This is a genomic window from Desulfallas sp. Bu1-1 (assembly GCF_015594625.1).
GTDB lineage: Bacteria > Bacillota > Desulfotomaculia > Desulfotomaculales > Desulfallaceae > JADNRQ01.
Map to the genome: position 1 here is coordinate 186,017 of NZ_JADNRQ010000005.1, position 15,492 is coordinate 201,508.

The 15,492-nt window shown below is 53.0% G+C and carries 19 protein-coding genes and 5 tRNA genes; 20 read left to right on the forward strand and 4 right to left on the reverse strand.

From position 1 onward, the window contains the following. Window positions 1-164: 164 nt before the first annotated feature. Window positions 165-563: a DUF1573 domain-containing protein gene (locus tag IT084_RS07505; RefSeq protein WP_195712230.1), complete on the reverse strand. Its 399-nt coding sequence runs from the start codon at window positions 561-563 to the stop codon at window positions 165-167. A 192-nt stretch (window positions 564-755) separates the two neighbouring features. Here IT084_RS07505 and IT084_RS07510 point away from each other — a divergent pair, with 192 nt between their 5' ends. The 12 genes from IT084_RS07510 (at window position 756) to sigH (ending at window position 11,559) form a co-directional block, all read left to right on the forward strand. After that, window positions 756-1,232 carry a CarD family transcriptional regulator gene (locus IT084_RS07510; RefSeq protein WP_195712231.1) on the forward strand — a complete coding sequence of 159 codons (477 nt, stop codon included), beginning with the start codon at window positions 756-758 and terminating at the stop codon, window positions 1,230-1,232. Window positions 1,233-1,364: 132 nt separating this feature from the next. Further along, window positions 1,365-2,513, forward strand: a complete 1,149-nt coding sequence (locus tag IT084_RS07515) for a PIN/TRAM domain-containing protein (protein ID WP_195712232.1) — start codon at window positions 1,365-1,367, stop codon at window positions 2,511-2,513. Next, complete coding sequence (gene ispD / locus IT084_RS07520) at window positions 2,506-3,195, forward strand: 2-C-methyl-D-erythritol 4-phosphate cytidylyltransferase (protein ID WP_195712233.1); 690 nt, start codon at window positions 2,506-2,508, stop codon at window positions 3,193-3,195. The genes IT084_RS07515 and ispD overlap by 8 nt, the downstream gene beginning before the upstream one ends. A gap of 80 nt (window positions 3,196-3,275) precedes the next feature. Then, window positions 3,276-3,755, forward strand: a complete 480-nt coding sequence (gene ispF / locus IT084_RS07525; protein WP_195712234.1) for a 2-C-methyl-D-erythritol 2,4-cyclodiphosphate synthase — start codon at window positions 3,276-3,278, stop codon at window positions 3,753-3,755. A gap of 252 nt (window positions 3,756-4,007) precedes the next feature. Further along, window positions 4,008-5,474, forward strand: a complete 1,467-nt coding sequence (gene gltX, locus IT084_RS07530; RefSeq protein ID WP_195712235.1) for a glutamate--tRNA ligase — start codon at window positions 4,008-4,010, stop codon at window positions 5,472-5,474. A gap of 479 nt (window positions 5,475-5,953) precedes the next feature. Further along, the gene (cysE, locus tag IT084_RS07535; protein ID WP_195712236.1) at window positions 5,954-6,667 is read left to right on the forward strand and encodes a serine O-acetyltransferase; all 714 of its coding nucleotides are present in this window, start codon (window positions 5,954-5,956) and stop codon (window positions 6,665-6,667) included. An 80-nt stretch (window positions 6,668-6,747) separates the two neighbouring features. Further along, window positions 6,748-8,205, forward strand: coding sequence for a cysteine--tRNA ligase (gene cysS / locus IT084_RS07540; protein ID WP_195712237.1), 1,458 nt, complete (start codon window positions 6,748-6,750; stop codon window positions 8,203-8,205). Between the two features lie 5 nt (window positions 8,206-8,210). Then, entirely contained in the window at window positions 8,211-8,624 is a 414-nt protein-coding gene (locus tag IT084_RS07545; RefSeq protein WP_195712238.1) for a Mini-ribonuclease 3, read from the forward strand. A gap of 64 nt (window positions 8,625-8,688) precedes the next feature. Then, window positions 8,689-9,426, forward strand: a complete 738-nt coding sequence (thyX, locus tag IT084_RS07550; protein ID WP_195712239.1) for an FAD-dependent thymidylate synthase — start codon at window positions 8,689-8,691, stop codon at window positions 9,424-9,426. Between the two features lie 18 nt (window positions 9,427-9,444). Beyond that, a complete protein-coding gene (gene rlmB / locus IT084_RS07555) occupies window positions 9,445-10,185 on the forward strand; it encodes a 23S rRNA (guanosine(2251)-2'-O)-methyltransferase RlmB (RefSeq protein WP_195712240.1) in 741 nt (246 codons plus the stop codon). Then, the gene (locus IT084_RS07560) at window positions 10,178-10,690 is read left to right on the forward strand and encodes an NYN domain-containing protein (RefSeq protein ID WP_195712241.1); all 513 of its coding nucleotides are present in this window, start codon (window positions 10,178-10,180) and stop codon (window positions 10,688-10,690) included. The genes rlmB and IT084_RS07560 overlap by 8 nt, the downstream gene beginning before the upstream one ends. Before the next feature lie 224 nt (window positions 10,691-10,914). After that, entirely contained in the window at window positions 10,915-11,559 is a 645-nt protein-coding gene (gene sigH / locus IT084_RS07565) for an RNA polymerase sporulation sigma factor SigH (protein WP_195712242.1), read from the forward strand. Window positions 11,560-11,703: 144 nt separating this feature from the next. Here sigH and IT084_RS07570 read toward each other — a convergent pair whose 3' ends face one another. Then, window positions 11,704-11,901 carry an aspartyl-phosphate phosphatase Spo0E family protein gene (locus IT084_RS07570; protein WP_207744468.1) on the reverse strand — a complete coding sequence of 66 codons (198 nt, stop codon included), beginning with the start codon at window positions 11,899-11,901 and terminating at the stop codon, window positions 11,704-11,706. 33 nt (window positions 11,902-11,934) lie between these two features. Then, complete coding sequence (locus IT084_RS07575; protein ID WP_195712243.1) at window positions 11,935-12,135, reverse strand: helix-turn-helix domain-containing protein; 201 nt, start codon at window positions 12,133-12,135, stop codon at window positions 11,935-11,937. A gap of 216 nt (window positions 12,136-12,351) precedes the next feature. On the opposite strand from IT084_RS07575, the gene IT084_RS07580 reads away from it, so the two are divergent. Both IT084_RS07580 and IT084_RS07585 read left to right on the forward strand, forming a co-directional pair. Beyond that, window positions 12,352-12,735: a helix-turn-helix domain-containing protein gene (locus tag IT084_RS07580; RefSeq protein WP_195712244.1), complete on the forward strand. Its 384-nt coding sequence runs from the start codon at window positions 12,352-12,354 to the stop codon at window positions 12,733-12,735. A gap of 56 nt (window positions 12,736-12,791) precedes the next feature. Beyond that, window positions 12,792-13,043 (forward strand): hypothetical protein, encoded by a 252-nt coding sequence (locus tag IT084_RS07585; RefSeq protein ID WP_195712245.1) that lies wholly within the window; start codon window positions 12,792-12,794, stop codon window positions 13,041-13,043. On the opposite strand, the gene IT084_RS07590 is transcribed toward IT084_RS07585, so the two are convergent. Continuing rightward, the gene (locus IT084_RS07590) at window positions 12,993-13,763 is read right to left on the reverse strand and encodes a sulfite exporter TauE/SafE family protein (protein WP_195712246.1); all 771 of its coding nucleotides are present in this window, start codon (window positions 13,761-13,763) and stop codon (window positions 12,993-12,995) included. The two genes, IT084_RS07585 and IT084_RS07590, sit on opposite strands and share 51 nt — an antisense overlap. 322 nt (window positions 13,764-14,085) lie before the next feature. Here IT084_RS07590 and IT084_RS07595 point away from each other — a divergent pair. The 6 genes from IT084_RS07595 to IT084_RS07620 all read left to right on the forward strand — a co-directional run. Next, window positions 14,086-14,161: transfer RNA gene (locus tag IT084_RS07595), tRNA-Thr, on the forward strand. A gap of 38 nt (window positions 14,162-14,199) precedes the next feature. Further along, window positions 14,200-14,284 (forward strand) — tRNA-Tyr (locus IT084_RS07600). A gap of 80 nt (window positions 14,285-14,364) precedes the next feature. Continuing rightward, window positions 14,365-14,440, forward strand: a tRNA-Met gene (locus IT084_RS07605). Between the two features lie 3 nt (window positions 14,441-14,443). After that, window positions 14,444-14,519, forward strand: a tRNA-Thr gene (locus tag IT084_RS07610). Between the two features lie 115 nt (window positions 14,520-14,634). Then, a tRNA-Met gene (locus IT084_RS07615) sits at window positions 14,635-14,711 on the forward strand. Window positions 14,712-15,086: 375 nt separating this feature from the next. Further along, window positions 15,087-15,492 (forward strand): GTP-binding protein (locus tag IT084_RS07620; protein ID WP_195712247.1); only part of this gene is annotated, 406 nt, incomplete at its 3' end.

Sequence of the window (15,492 nt, forward strand, 5' to 3'; positions counted from 1 at the left end):
AAGTTGCCGATAAGCCGATAATCTGTTTGGTTAATTTATTTAAAATTTAAAGATGTGACATAGCAGCGTCACATCTTTTGGATAATTATGTATCGCCGGGATAAAATTACAAAAAGGATAACCTGCAGCTTAAATAGAAAATTATTATATACAGGAGTTGCAATTTAAGCCAGGTTATATAGCCCGAGTGTTTTTAACTTGTTTTGTTCCTTGAGCAGAATGTCGTACATGTTTAAATCAAGCAAGTTACACAGGGCGGCAAAGTAAAAAAACGCCCGGCCCATTTCCAATTCCACCATTTCACGGCAGGAGTCGCACAGTTTGCCTTCCAGGTGCGATTCCAGGTGATTTTTTAATTCCTCCAGCGATGTCTCGGACGGAATTTTCTTTTTACTGGCGTTTATTTTCAAGCAGCCGCAACCGGTGACGGACTTGATGATGGCCCGGTTCATTCTGGCGTTGGTTTCCTGGGACTTGGCCAAAAGGTCCAGAATGCTCCGGTTGCAGAGCAGTAGTTCAGAAACCGTATATTGGAATTCGTCGTAGATGATATCCTTGAGCAAAACGGTTTCACCCCTTTTTGTATTTAGGCGTTGCAGTAATTATACCGGTGAGCGGCTTGTCCTGTCAAACTTTCAAATTGCCAAAAATACTGTTGACACGGGAATTGGGCTGTGCTAAAATAATTAGTTTTCTTGACAACATTATCTTTTTATGTTATAGTATTTTATGAATATGGTAAGGAGGTCCTGGAATTGTTTAAAATCGGAGATAAGGTTGTCTATCCCATGCACGGGGCCGGCATTATTGAAGCCATAGAGGAGAAGGAAGTTCTCGGAGAAACCAGGCAGTATTACATCCTTAGATTGCCGGTGGGCGACATGAAAGTGATGATACCTATAGCCACCTGCAAGGAAGTAGGGCTGCGCGAGGTTATAGATGACGAAGGGGTGAAGCGCGTTTTCGGAATTCTGCGGGGACAGTCCACCAGCATGTCGGATAATTGGAACAAACGTTACCGGGCCAACCTGGAAAAGATCAAAAGCGGAAATATCTACGAAGTGGCGGAGGTAGTGAGAAACCTGGTTTACAGGGATAAAGAAAAGGGCTTGTCCTCAGGGGAAAGAAAGATGCTTGAAAACGCCAGGCAAATATTGATCAGTGAGCTGGTGCTGGCCATGGGAATGGCGGAAGACCGGGCCAAATCCATGATTGATGGAGCGTTTGCATAATACGTCAGTTTCACTGGCGTATTTTTATTTAACGGAAAAATTACCAAAAGGAGTTGAAACAAATAGTTAGATCATCCATAATAGAATAAAATACCTGTGTAAATAATAATTAACAATTAAGGAGGTGAGAGAGTGGTTAAAAAATTGATTTTTGTTTTTGTGGCTATTTTGTTTTCGGCCACCGGGTTTTATCTTGGCATGTACCTGGTCGGCCAGGACCTGATCCCCCTGCCCGAAGCCATACCGCAACTTGGACCGGGATTTATCGGGCTTACTACCCTTGTGGGCCTGATTTTGGGCATTGTTTTAACGCCCTGGTTGATCCGCGTTTCTCTATGGGTAACGGCGCTCCTGGAGCAAATGCTCAGCAAGACGCCGGTTCAGGATCTGATCATGGGTTCGGTGGGGCTGATTATCGGACTCATAATAGCTAATTTATTGGGCTCCATTTTTTCTTTCATGGGGTTTATCGGTAAAATTATCTGGATTGCGCTGACGTTGCTTCTTGGATACCTGGGATTAACCATCAGTGTCAAGAAACGTGAAGAAATCATTACAGTTTTGGGAAATATATCACGACTCGGCGCCGGTAAGGAAAAACCTGCAGCTGACGGCAAGCAAGCCGGAACCCAAAAGATCTTGGACACCAGCGTGATCATCGACGGGCGGATTGCCGATTTGTGCGCCAGCGGTTTTATCGAGGGTACTTTGGTGGTGCCCGGGTTTGTGCTGGAGGAACTGCGCCACATAGCCGATTCCTCCGACCTGTTAAAGCGCAACCGGGGGCGGCGCGGGCTGGATATTTTAAACGACCTGCGCAAAGAGTCTTCCGTGAAAGTGGTAATTTACGACAATACCAAAGGAATAGACGACGCGGCCGAAGTTGACACCAAGCTGGTCAAGCTGGCCCAAAAACTGGGCGCAAAAATCATCACCAACGACTTTAATTTAAATAAAGTGGCCGAGCTGCACGGCGTTACGGTGTTGAATATCAATGAACTGGCCAATGCCGTGAAACCCGTTGTGCTGCCTGGCGAAGAAATGGTGGTGCAGGTGGTGAAAGAGGGCAAGGAGGCCGGACAGGGCGTGGCTTACCTCGACGACGGCACCATGATCGTTGTGGACGGCGGAAAACGGTTTATGAACCAGACCATTACCGTTTTGGTAACCAGCGTGCTGCAAACAGCAGCGGGGCGGATGATTTTTGCCAAGCCCAAAAACGAGCGCCGCAGCGAACATCACGACACCCATCGATACAAAGAGGTGAACGCGCTTGGGTAGCATTTACGCCCTGGTCCCCGCCGCCGGCAGGAGCACCCGCATGGGTGCGCCGGTCAACAAGCAACTGCTGGACCTGGCCGGGCGCCCGGTGGTGGAACACGCCCTGCGGGCGCTATTGGAGGTGCCGGTGGACGGCATCGTGCTGGTGGTGGCGGCGGGCGAGGAGGAAAATTTCGCCCGCAAGTTGGATACGCTGATCCGGGAGTGGAAGGTAATAATTGTGAGGGGCGGCGCTACGCGGCGCGATTCGGTGGGGCAGGGCCTGTTGGCCCTGCCTGCTGGTGTTGAACTGGTGGTGGTCCATGACGGGGCGCGCCCCCTGGTCAAGCCGGAAAACATTCGCGAAGCGGTGCGGGAGGCCCGGCGCTGGGGAGCGTCCACCCTGGCGGTTCCCGTTAAGGATACAGTCAAGGTCGCCGGTACCGGAAACCTGGTGCGGGAAACCCTTCCCCGGGAAACCTTATGGCAGGTGCAGACGCCCCAGGTATTTGACTGCGCCCTGCTCAAGGAAGCGCACCGGGCCGCCGTCCGGGACGGTTACGTTGGCACGGACGACGCCTCCCTGGTGGAACGACTGGGGCACCCCGTCAAACTGGTCCCGGGCGATTACACCAACATCAAGATCACAACGCCCGAAGACCTGATTCTGGCCAAAACATTGTTGGGGTCAGGCCTTGAATAACTGTAATAACTTTCTTATCCTAATATTAAAATATTATAGTTATTACGGTTAGGAAAGGCCTGACCCCTGGAGGTGGGGAAATGCGGGTAGGGATAGGTTATGATGTGCACAGGCTGGTGGCTGGACGGCCCTTGATCCTGGGCGGGGTGGAGATTCCCCATGAGCTGGGTTTGGAGGGCCATTCCGACGCTGATGTGCTGGTGCATGCCGTGATGGATGCGCTGCTGGGTGCCGCGGGCGCCGGGGACATCGGCAGGCACTTTCCCGACACCGATATGCGTTATAAAAATATTTCCAGCCTGGTGCTGCTTGAGCGGGTAATTGATCATATCAGCGCGGATGGCTGGGAGGTGGGCAATGTAGATGCCGTGATCATCGCCCAGGCTCCCAAAATGGCTTCGTACATAGAACAAATGCGGCAAAATATCGCCGGGGTATTACGCGTGGCGCCGGAGCTGGTCAATGTCAAGGCCACCACAACCGAAAGGCTCGGGTTTGCCGGGCGGGGGGAGGGGATTGCCGCCCAGGCAGTGGCCTGTATTTATCGCGTTGAACCTTAATATAGATGTACGCTTTGCCGCAACCCCGACGGGATTGCGGTTTTTAACTACCTCTTACCCGGGCCGGGCTTTTTATGCCATCGATTACATCGCTTGATAGATCCCCATGCCGCAAGCGGCACCATCAGAAGGATGAAAAATTAGATTTTATATAAGGACTTTTAAGTAAGCGGTAAGTGTAAAAAGTTGCTACTAATTACGGGGCAATGATATAATGAATTGTCGAAAACAGACTTAAGGAGTGAAATCCATTTGAGCGAAATCAAGGTTAGATTCGCACCCAGCCCGACAGGGCCTTTACATATCGGCGGGGCGCGTTCCGCCCTGTTCAACTGGCTTTACGCCCGCCGCTACGGCGGCAAGTTCATCGTGCGCATTGAAGACACCGACCTGGACCGGTCGTCCAGGGAGTCGGAGGAAAATATATTGTCCGCATTGCGCTGGCTTGGCCTTGACTGGGACGAAGGGATCGCTGTCGGCGGCCCCAACGGCCCTTACCGGCAAACCGAACGTTTGGACATCTACGACCGGTATGCCGGCCTGTTGCTGGAAAAAGGATTGGCTTACCGCTGTTATTGCAGTGAAGAGGAACTGGCCGTCCAGCGGGAGGCCCAACTGGCTGCGGGAGAAATGGTTCGCTATACCGGGAAATGCCGTGACCTGTCACCGGAGGATTGCGAGCGCCTGGAAAGGGAAGGTCGCAAACCGGTGATCCGGTTCAAGGTGCCGGAGGGCGGGGTCGTCACCATCCGGGACATTGTCCGGGGAGAAGTCAACTTTGATTGCGACGGCATGGGGGATTATATTATCGTTAAATCCGACGGCATCCCCACTTATAATTTTGCCGTGGTGGTGGACGACCATTTAATGGGAATCACCCATGTCATCCGGGCCGAGGAACACCTTTCCAATACGCCGCGCCAGGTTTTGATTTACCAGTCGCTGGGCTGGTCCGTGCCGGAATTCGCCCACGTGTCATTGATCCTGGGCAAGGACCGGTCCAAGATGAGCAAGCGCCACGGCGCCACTTCCATTGAACAGTACCGGGAACTGGGTTATCTGCCGGAGGCGCTGGTGAATTTCCTGGCCTTGCTTGGCTGGTCTCCGGGCGTGGAAGAAGAGATATTTACCCTGGAGCAACTGAGCGAGCAGTTTTCCCTGGACCGGGTGGTGAAAAGCCCGGCGGTTTTCGACCTGGAAAAGTTGAACTGGCTTAACAGCCATTATATCAAGCACAGCCCGGTGGAGCGCATTGCTGAGCTGGCTATTCCTTTTCTGCAACAGGCGGGTTACCTGCCCGGAACCATCGACGATCGCGTGCGGGAAAAAGTGCGTCTGGTGATGGTGGCCATCAGGGAGTACCTGGAATACCTGGCGCAGGTGGAACAACACGCCGCTGTATTTTTTAGGCAACCCGAGTATAATGACCCGGAAGCCCGGGAGGTTTTGGCCCGGGAGGAAGTGCCGGCGGTGTTCCGGGCGGTTCGGGGCAAGCTGGAGGAAACCGGCGATCAGTTGGACGAGGCCGCGGCTAAAACATTGTTAAAGAAAATACCCAAGGAATTGGGACTGGGCGGCAAGAAGGTGTACCTGCCGTTGCGGGCCGCCCTGACGGGCAGAACCAGGGGGCCCGAGTTGCATCACCTGCTGCCCGCCCTGGGCAGCCGGGAGGTAATTGCCAGGCTGGACAATGCGCTGGCCGCTACCGGTGTAAACTGACATAAAAACAACATTGATTTAACTGCAAAAAAAAACACCACAGAGGCAGGCGATCCGGCGGATTTCTGAGTGAGTGGAGCACTGGATGCGGAATAGCGGTCAGGGGACACACCTCCTCTTTAGGGCAAAGCTTTGGGGTCGGAGGTATGTCCCCAATGATACCGTCATATCCCAAGAGCCATGACCCCTTAGGGCGTGAAGAAGTGGTTAGGCAGTAAGTTGCAAGCGTTTACTACAAGCTTCACCGGCCTCAAGAGTAAAATTGCGAAACGAACGGAGGAAACCGCCGGAGCGCCAGATACAAGTACCGGTTTTTGCAGTGAAATCAACATTGATCTTGGAAATTAAATACGCTATCTTTAACTGTTGGGAAATTGCATATGTGGCCGAATCACCCGTAGAACCGGTTCCACCTTTGTTAGCTCCGTCGCGCGCGGTTCTAAACGCGGCTAGTTTTAATTATATTGGAGGGATCTGGCATGTTATTCGGTCGGCTCCGGAAAGAAATTCAAGCGGTTTTCGAACGGGACCCGGCAGCTAAATCGTTACTGGAGGTTCTGTTTTGTTATCCCGGCCTGCATGCCATTCTTTTGCACCGGATCGCGCATTTTTTTTACCAGCGCAAGTTTTTTTTCATTGCCCGCCTGATATCACAGTTTTCGCGGGCCATCACCCAAATTGAGATTCACCCCGGCGCCAAGATCGGCGAGGGCCTGTTTATCGACCACGGCGCCGGAGTGGTGATCGGCGAAACAGCCGAGATTGGCAATAACGTTACCATTTACCAGGGAGTAACCCTGGGCGGCACCGGCAAGGAGAAGGGCAAGCGCCATCCAACCATCGAGGATAATGTGGTGATCAGCGCCGGGGCGAAGATACTGGGGTCGTTTACTGTGGGCAAAAACAGCAAAATCGGCGCCGGCTCGGTTGTGTTGAAGCCCGTTCCGCCGAACAGCACCGTGGTTGGAGTGCCCGGTAAGGTGGTGATCCGGGACGGCGAGAAAGTGGGTACCGCCGGTGTTTCCATTATTGACTTGCGCCACGATCTGTTGCCGGACCCCATTTCCGAGGCCATGTACTGCCTGCAAAAAAATATCGAGGTGCTGGAACGCCGTGTCCTGGAACTGGAGAAAAAATTAAGTGATGTCCCCGGCGAACGGAAGGAAAGTATGAATAAGTGCATTAACTCTTAAGTTAAGCGGAGCATCTTATGAATTTAAGGGTTCCGGAGCGGGTTGCCGGTTAAATTCAACGCAGGGGGAGAATCGGGTTTATGTTGATATATAATACTTTAACCAGGCGAAAAGAAGAATTTGTACCACGGGAGCCGGGCAAGGTGGCAATGTACGTTTGCGGCCCCACCACTTACAACTATATTCACCTGGGCAACGCCCGCCCGATTGTGTTTTTCGATACGGTTCGCCGTTACTTGAAATACAGGGGATATAACGTTTTTTACGTGCAAAATTTTACCGACATCGACGATAAGATCATCAACCGGGCCAGGGAGGTGGGGGAGGAACCCTTGAACCTGGCGGCCCGTTTTGTCAACGAGTATTTCAAAGACGCGGACGCCCTGAACGTGCTGCGGGCGGACATTCATCCCAAGGTATCCCGGCACCTGGATGAAATTATCAACATGGTTCAAGCGCTGGTGGATAAGGGTTACGCTTACGTGGTGGACGGCGACGTTTACTACGAGGTGCGCAAGTTTGACGGCTACGGCAAGCTCTCCGGCCGAACGCTGGAGGATATGCAAGCGGGCGCGAGGGTTGACGTGGACGTGCGCAAGCGCGACCCCATGGATTTCGCCCTGTGGAAGTCCGCCAAACCGGGTGAACCCGCCTGGGACAGCCCCTGGGGCAAAGGCAGGCCTGGCTGGCACATCGAGTGTTCCGCTATGGCTTTGAAGTACCTGGGCACAAATTTTGACATCCACGGGGGCGGGTTTGACCTGATTTTCCCTCACCACGAAAACGAGATCGCCCAGTCCGAGGCCGCCACTGGTGAACCTTTTGCCCGTTACTGGATGCATAACGGATTTATTACCGTCAACCAGGAAAAAATGAGCAAGTCCCTGGGCAATTTCTTCCTCGTGCGGGAAATTCTCGCCAAGTTTCAGCCCGAGGTGGTGCGTTTTTACCTGTTGAGCACCCATTATCGCAGCCCCCTGGATTTTGACGATGAAAAATTAACCGCCGCCGCCCGGGGGCTGGAGCGGATCAAAACCAGCCTGGGACTGCTGGAAGAAGCCATTGCCGGCCAGGAGGGCGATGCCGGCGCGCGGCCGGACCCGGCGCTGTCGCTCCGGCTGGATGAATTGCGCAGTGAATTTGAACGGGCCATGGATGACGATTTCAACACCGCCCTGGCCATTGGTATCGTCTTTGACCTGGCCCGGGAGGTAAACACCTACCTGCAGAAAGACAGCGGCGCCGGCGCGGCTGAAAAGGGCGCCGCATTGAAAAAGGCCCGGGACCTGTTCAAGGATTTCAACGGCGTGCTGGGGATATTTAAAACGGGCGAAAACAGCAACATCCTGCTGCGCGGCCCCGGCCGGGGAGATGCGGGGCTGGTTGAGGATTTGATCAATTTGATCGTCGAGATCAGGCAGGAGGCCCGCAAGAAGAAGGACTGGACCACCGCCGACCGCATTCGCGACCGGCTCAAGGAAATGAACATAATCCTGGAAGATACCCCCACCGGGGTGCGCTGGAAAACGCAAGGTTGAAAAAAATGTTTGGGTCAAAAGAGTTAAACGTGAATCCCGACGAAATTCCCGCCCTGGTGCTGGCTTATATTGGCGATGCGGTATACGAGCTGGCGGTTCGCGAGTACCTGGTGAGCAGGGGTCCCGCCAGCGTCAACAAGCTTCACCGCGAAGCCGTCCGGCATGTCCGGGCTTCCACCCAGGCCCGCATTTACCACGCCCTGGAGGGTTGTCTCAGCAAGGCCGAGGAAGCGGTAGCCCGCCGCGGGCGGAACGCCAAATCCGGACACGGGCCCCGCGGTGACAGCATTATCGAATACCGTCACAGCACCGGCTTTGAAAGCCTGGTGGGATACCTGTACCTGCGGCGGGACTGGGCCAGGCTGGAGGAAATTTTGGCCCTGGCCCGGCGGGTAATTGAACGGGAATTGAGCGATTAGCCTGTGACCGGCGCCGGTAAATAATACCGGTAAATAATAAATTGGAGTTACGGGGGAAAAATGAATGGGGAGAGTACAGTCGCGGGTGGAGTTGCTGCGTTACACGGCAAACCCCGAGGAGCTGGTGGCCATGGCGGCCAAGCTTTGTTATTCTTCGGCGGATATCGGGGAACTGCAAAAAGGTATTGCGACCCGGGATCAATCGCCCTTTTTGCGGAAGCTGACCGATATGGGCCACCTGTCGCCCATTGAGCACGCCAGCTTTACCTTCGGGGTGGAAGGGGTGTCCCGCAGCCTGCTGGCGCAAATAACCAGGCACAGGATCGCCAGCTTCAGCGTCAAGTCCCAGCGTTACGCCGGCGAGGGCGGCACCGGGGGCGACGGTGTATTTAATTACATCATCCCGCCTCGCATTATGGAACTGGGGGACGACGCGGTGCGGGAGTTTCACCGGCAGATGGAGCAAATCCAAAAGTGGTACGAATACTGGCTGGAGAAGCTGGCCCCGCACGGCGACGCGGCCAGGGAGGACGCCAGGTTTGTCTTGCCCAACGCCGCTGAAACCAAACTGGTGGTGACCATGAACGCCCGGCAGTTGCTGCACTTTTTTTCGGTGCGTTGCTGCAACCGGGCCCAGTGGGAAATTCGCAACCTGGCCATTGAAATGCTGCGCCTGGTGCGCCGGGTGGCGCCGGTACTGTTCCGGGATGCGGGGCCCGGCTGTATAGCCGCGCCCTGCCCCGAAGGGGAAATGTCGTGCGGTAAACAGGCCGAGGTGAGAGAGTTTTTCCGGCGGCTGTGAAAAGTAGGGGAGACCGGTATGGAGGAAACCATTGCCGGCCGCAATCCGGTATGCGAAGCGCTGCGAGCCGGCAGGCCGATAAATAAAATTTACATCGCCAGGGGCCTGAAACCGGCCACGGTAGCCGAGATTACCGGCCTGGCCAGGGAGAGCCGGGTGCCGGTGCAAAAGGTTGAAAAGCATTACCTGGACCGCCTGGCACCGGGTGCAGCCCACCAGGGTATCGTGGCCCGGGTGGCGCCGTATGAATATGCCGACCTGGACGATATTCTGGCGGCGGTCCGGGGAGCCGATCCCCTGCTGGTATTACTGGATGAGGTAACCGACCCGCACAACCTTGGAGCCATCATTCGCTCCGCCGAGGCCGCGGGAGCGCACGGCGTGATTATCCCGCGGCGGCGGGCCGCCGCGGTTACCCCGGCGGTGGTTAAAGCCTCCGCCGGGGCGATTGAGTTCGTTCCCGTGGCCCGGGTGGGAAACCTGGCTGCCACCATCGACTTGCTGAAAGAAAACGGCATCTGGGTGGTGGGGGCGGATGCTTCGGCGCGGCAATTAATCTGGGACGCACCCTTGAACGGACCGCTGGCACTGGTGGTGGGCGGAGAGGACAAGGGTTTGGGCCGGCTGGTCAAGGAAAAGTGCGACTTATTGATCAAGCTGCCCATGGCGGGCAGGGTCAACTCCCTGAATGCCTCGGTGGCGGCGGCCCTGGTGTTATTTGAGGCGGTACGCCGGAGAAGTAGGGACAATAATGAATGAATATATTGTGGTGGACGGCTACAACGTGATACACGCCTGGCCCGAACTGGCCAGGTTAAAAAACGACAGCCTGGAACATGCCCGGGACCGCCTGGTGGACATGTTGGCCGATTACGCGGGGTTCAGCGGCGACCGGGTGGTGGTGGTCTTTGACGCCCACCGGGTCAAACATAATACGGAAAGATACGAGGAAATCAACGGCGTGCAAATTTTTTATACCCGGGAAGAGGAAACCGCTGATTCCCTGATTGAGCGCCTGGTGGGCGAGATGCCCCGGGACGGTTATATCCGGGTGGTTACATCCGACTGGGACGAGCAGCGCATCATATTCGGGCGGGGAGCTTTTCGCATGACTCCGGGGGAATTGCATGAAAGGTTACAGCGGGTGAGAACGGAAGGCCAGAAGCCGTTCACGCTTAAAAATCCCACCGAAGGGTATTTGGAAAACCGCCTCACGGGGAACCTGCGCCAGTTATTCGAACAGTGGAGAAGAAAAAAGGAATAGGGCCGATCTGGATAATAAGGCAGCATTTTTACTTGACGAGCCTTCCGGCGGCGGATATAATATAACTTGTAAATAAAGGTATTGATCAACTGATTAAAATTCAATTTTTGCCCCATTGTGCCATCTGGGATACTAGCCCGGATTTAATTGTGTAATTAGCGGTGTGGGCATTTTTGTTTTGTGTTTTGTGTTTGTGCGGGGAAATAAAGGCGGGGGGGATACTGTTGACTTTAAACGCCCAAAGGGAGGCTTCCAGCGATTTTCAGCTTATGATCGACGAAGAGGTCGTGGAGTTTGCTCGCGAGGGTGACGATGTAGCATTAGAATATTTGATCAACAAGTATAAAAACTTTGTTCGCGCCAAGGCCCGTTCCTATTTTCTGATCGGAGCGGACCGGGAGGATATTATCCAGGAAGGTATGATCGGTCTATACAAGGCGATTCGTGATTTTCGAATGGACAAGTTGTCGTCTTTTCGGGCTTTTGCTGAATTATGTATCACCCGCCAGATCATCACCGCAATCAAAACAGCCACCAGGCAAAAACATATACCGCTTAATTCCTATGTGTCCCTGAACAAGCCGATATATGACGAAGATTCCGACCGTACCCTGCTGGATGTTATATCCGGTTCGAAAATTTCCGATCCCGAGGAACTGATTATCAGCCGGGAAGAGTTCGACGACATCGAGGAAAAAATGGGGGAAATACTAAGTTCGCTGGAATGGAAGGTGCTGATGTCCTACCTGGAGGGCAAGTCATACCAGGAAATCGCCGAGGATTTAAAACGGCATGTAAAGTCCATCGATAACGCGCTGCAACGGGTCAAGCGCAAGCTGGAACGCTACCTGGAAAAGCGCCAGGCTTGAGTAAAAAATAAAATGAAAGAGCCGGTTTGCGGGATAAAGCTAAAGCAAAGCCGGCTTTTTTATATTTTGGCATTGGAGGAACGGGGTATATATCTATGATATTTAGTTTTTAAAAGTGCTGCAGGTTACGGGTTTTCCACAAGCTCACCACTTTAATGGCATCAAGCGCCTTTTTTTCAATGATGATGTTGATTTATAATACTCAACGATCAACCGGTCCAGTTTTCTGCTCTCCAGGAGCAGTTTTTCTTTTTGTTCGGGACAAATCTTATTAAGCCGTCTACGCAATTCTTCAATTTTTGTTTTTAGATCCTTTTTCACCGCCACCATCCTTTCAAACAAGCGCTGTCCTGGTAGGAAATGGAATATTAGTGTCTAATTTTTATCATTGGGAATTAAAAGGATTGTTAACTTTAATGCTTCAGCCAGTCGTTTTAATACCCTCAAGGATGGATCTTTTCTACCCAGCTCAATATCGGAGATGTACTGGTAAGAAATACCTGTTTCTTCGGCCAGTTGCCGTAAAGTCTTGTTTTGCGCAATGCGCGCGTTGCGAAGCTGCTTGGTTAGAATCACTTCCGCCACCCCGTTAAGTGATATTGGTATTATTGTATGCTTTTTGCGGAAATAGGGCAAAGATGCTGCGCGCCGTTTTCGCCAATATATTGCCTTAACTCAAGGCAAATCTGGTTTAAACTGGTGCTATCTGCTATTTGCAGATTGATCGGTGGGTCAGAAGGGAGTATACTTGGTAGTATACGTCTGCTGTGAGCGGACAGGGGGGTGGAAAACGTGGATTCCTTTTCCAAGAGATTGCGTCTCTTGCGGGAAAATAACAAACTTACCCTTGAAGGGCTGGCAGATGTACTGGGTATATCCAAATCCCTTTTGTGGGACCTGGAGCAGGGCCGGAGAAGGGTGCACGGCGAGCTGTTGCTGAAGATAGCCCTGTACTTTGATGTCTCTACCGATTATTTGCTGGGACTGGCGGACGAGAAAAACAGCCAGGCTGTTAACCTAACTGAGAAGGTGAAATACGAGCTTGACCCCGAAACGGTTCAGATATTGCATAAAGCCAGGGAACTTTCGCCCCGGGGCAGGGAACAGTTGCGCCGCGTGGTGGAGTGGGTTTTTGAGGTTGACGAGCGGGAAAGGAAAACCGGTAGGGATAAGTAAATACCGGTAATTAATTACCGGAATGTGCCGTAAAGCCCCGGTCTTCAGACCTGCAAGTGTACCACATTGCCGCCAATGAAATTTCCGGTTTCCCGGGCAACGCCCGGGTGGCCAACATGGTGTTGCTGGGCGCCAACCTGGAGTTGACCGGAGTGGTTTCAATTAAACCGGTCATAACCGGGAAGCATAACGCCGTCCATCCCGCCGGCGGCTTGCCGCCGGCGGGCATGAGAGGTCTCTTGAACACGGAATGTTTTTTACACGCCGGTTTTATATTCCGCGCCGGCTTGAGGTTTGGGTGTCCTTAAATAGCGTATCCCTGTCCAGATCAGCACGGCGGCGAAAATAAGACGCAAAGCTCCTTCAGACAGGATATGGGCAAAGGATCCGCCCAGGTAGGTGCCTATAAGAATGCCCGGGATTAACCCCGGCAAGATACTTGCGTTGACATTTCCGAGACGCCAATGGGTGAACGCACCGACCCCTCCGGCAGGAATCATGGCGAGCAGGGAACTGCCCTGCGCAGTGTACTGGGTGAAGCCGGTGAGCAGCACCATTGAGGGAACCATTATCGTACCCCCTCCGACCCCCATCATCCCGGAAAGGAAGCCGGTAAAGACCCCTGTCAATAAGAGGATAAGTATTTTTGCCCACCCTGTGGCGGGCTCGGAAAGATGGGAAAGGTAAGGTTTTAAGAGCAGGAGCAGGGTGACCAGGATTAAAAATCCGCCGAAAGACCTCTTGAGCTTCCATTCAGGAAGGGCATTGGCAAAGCGTGCCCCCGCTCTGGCGGTGAATATGGCGGTGGATGCCAAAAGTAGAGAGGCCAGTATATCCACCGAGCCATTTAAAGCATAAGTGACAGCCCCTGATAGTCCGGTAAAGACCAGTGCCACCAGGCTTGTGCCGTGAGCACTATGCTGATCCATTTTCAGTATGCCCACCATCAGGGGGATCATTATCACGCCGCCACCGAGGCCGACAAGCCCTCCGAAGAACCCCGCCGCCAATCCTATTAATAAATTCATTTCCCGCCCTCCTATCTGCCGCCCAAAAATCATTATACAATTGTCAATAAACCAAGTAAACCGTTCGGTTGAGAGCATTGGCCCTTGCAAGGGGTATTTCTTTTATGAGAAATGCCATCTATTATGACGACTTTGCCTTTTATAAACGCAGTAGTGCGTAATTGCCACAACTATTGCATTTCTTGATGGATGTACCTAAAATAGACTTATGATTGAATTCATTTCAGGGAAATTGCCATGAAACTTGAACAACCAAATGTTTCCAATTAATAACCTGTTGACAACTGTATGCATATATTTTATAATAAGATTTGTCGCAAGTGCCGGCGTAGCTCAATTGGCAGAGCAGCTGACTTGTAATCAGCAGGTTGCGGGTTCGAGTCCCATCGCCGGCTCCAGTTCAAAACCGGTTTTTTCCGATATGACTATATATCGTGGAGAGGTTCCCGAGTGGCCAAAGGGAGCAGACTGTAAATCTGCCGGCGACGCCTTCGCAGGTTCGAATCCTGCCCTCTCCACCATAAATTATCTTGGCGGGTATCGTTTCCAGTAATTAAATCTTGATTAAGAATCTTAAATATGATATAGTATAATATGTTGACGCGGGGTGGAGCAGCTGGCAGCTCGTCGGGCTCATAACCCGAAGGTCGGGGGTTCAAATCCCCCCCCCGCAACCAAATGCCACTATAGCTCAGTAGGTAGAGCGCATCCTTGGTAAGGATGAGGTCACCGGTTCAATCCCGGTTAGTGGCTCCAAATCTCGAAATTCGAAGTTCGATATTAGAAGTTCGAATAGGCGGAATTGACCAAGTCTGAACTTTCAATGAAACCAATTTCGAACATCGAATCTCGAACGTCGAATCTCGAATAGGGCGGCGTAGCTCAGTTGGTTAGAGCATGCGGTTCATACCCGCAGTGTCCGGGGTTCGAGTCCCTGCGCCGCTACCAGGCAACCAGCCTTAGAGCTGGTTTTTTTGTTTTACTGAAAAACACCACAGCGGCAGGCGGTCCGGCGGATTTCTGGAGTGAGTGGAGCACTGGATGCGGAATAGCGGTCAGGGGACACACCTCCTCTTTAGGGCAAAGCTTTGGGGTCGGAGGTATGTCCCCAACGATACCGTCATATCCCCAAAGTCATGACCCCTTAGGGCGGAGCGCCGGTTAAAAGCACCGGTTTTTGCAGCGAAATCTTTATTTTTTATTTTTCCCAGAAGGATTTCTTCAAAAAGTAGCGAATAAAATGGTGGTATTTGGGAGAGGTAATATTAAAAAGTAGCAAAAGTGGAAATAATTTGCCTATGTGATGCAAGGAGGAATTAAAACATGGCGAAAGCTAAATTTGAGCGGACCAAGCCGCACGTAAACATCGGCACCATCGGCCACGTGGACCACGGCAAGACCACCCTGACCGCAGCCATCACCACCGTGCTGGCCACCGTGGGCCGGGCCCAGGTCAAGAGGTACGATGAGATTGACAACGCCCCGGAAGAAAGAGAGCGCGGCATCACCATCAACACCGCGCACGTGGAATACGAGACCGAGAAACGGCACTACGCGCACGTGGACTGCCCGGGCCACGCCGACTACGTCAAGAACATGATCACCGGCGCCGCCCAGATGGACGGTTCCATCCTGGTAGTATCCGCGGCGGACGGTCCCATGCCCCAGACCCGCGAGCACATCCTGCTGGCCCGCCAGGTGGGCGTGCCCTACATCGTGGTCTACCTGA

What these genes read in the sequence shown, in the direction of transcription:
- ispF (WP_195712234.1), top strand. Translation starts at nt 3,276, where the DNA reads ATGCGGGTAGGGATAGGTTATGATGTGCACAGGCTGGTGGCTGGACGG.
- cysE (WP_195712236.1), top strand. Translation starts at nt 5,954, where the DNA reads ATGTTATTCGGTCGGCTCCGGAAAGAAATTCAAGCGGTTTTCGAACGG.
- cysS (WP_195712237.1), top strand. Translation starts at nt 6,748, where the DNA reads ATGTTGATATATAATACTTTAACCAGGCGAAAAGAAGAATTTGTACCA.
- IT084_RS07545 (WP_195712238.1), top strand. Translation starts at nt 8,211, where the DNA reads ATGTTTGGGTCAAAAGAGTTAAACGTGAATCCCGACGAAATTCCCGCC.
- thyX (WP_195712239.1), top strand. Translation starts at nt 8,689, where the DNA reads ATGGGGAGAGTACAGTCGCGGGTGGAGTTGCTGCGTTACACGGCAAAC.
- rlmB (WP_195712240.1), top strand. Translation starts at nt 9,445, where the DNA reads ATGGAGGAAACCATTGCCGGCCGCAATCCGGTATGCGAAGCGCTGCGA.
- IT084_RS07560 (WP_195712241.1), top strand. Translation starts at nt 10,178, where the DNA reads ATGAATGAATATATTGTGGTGGACGGCTACAACGTGATACACGCCTGG.
- IT084_RS07590 (WP_195712246.1), bottom strand. Translation starts at nt 13,763, where the DNA reads ATGAATTTATTAATAGGATTGGCGGCGGGGTTCTTCGGAGGGCTTGTC.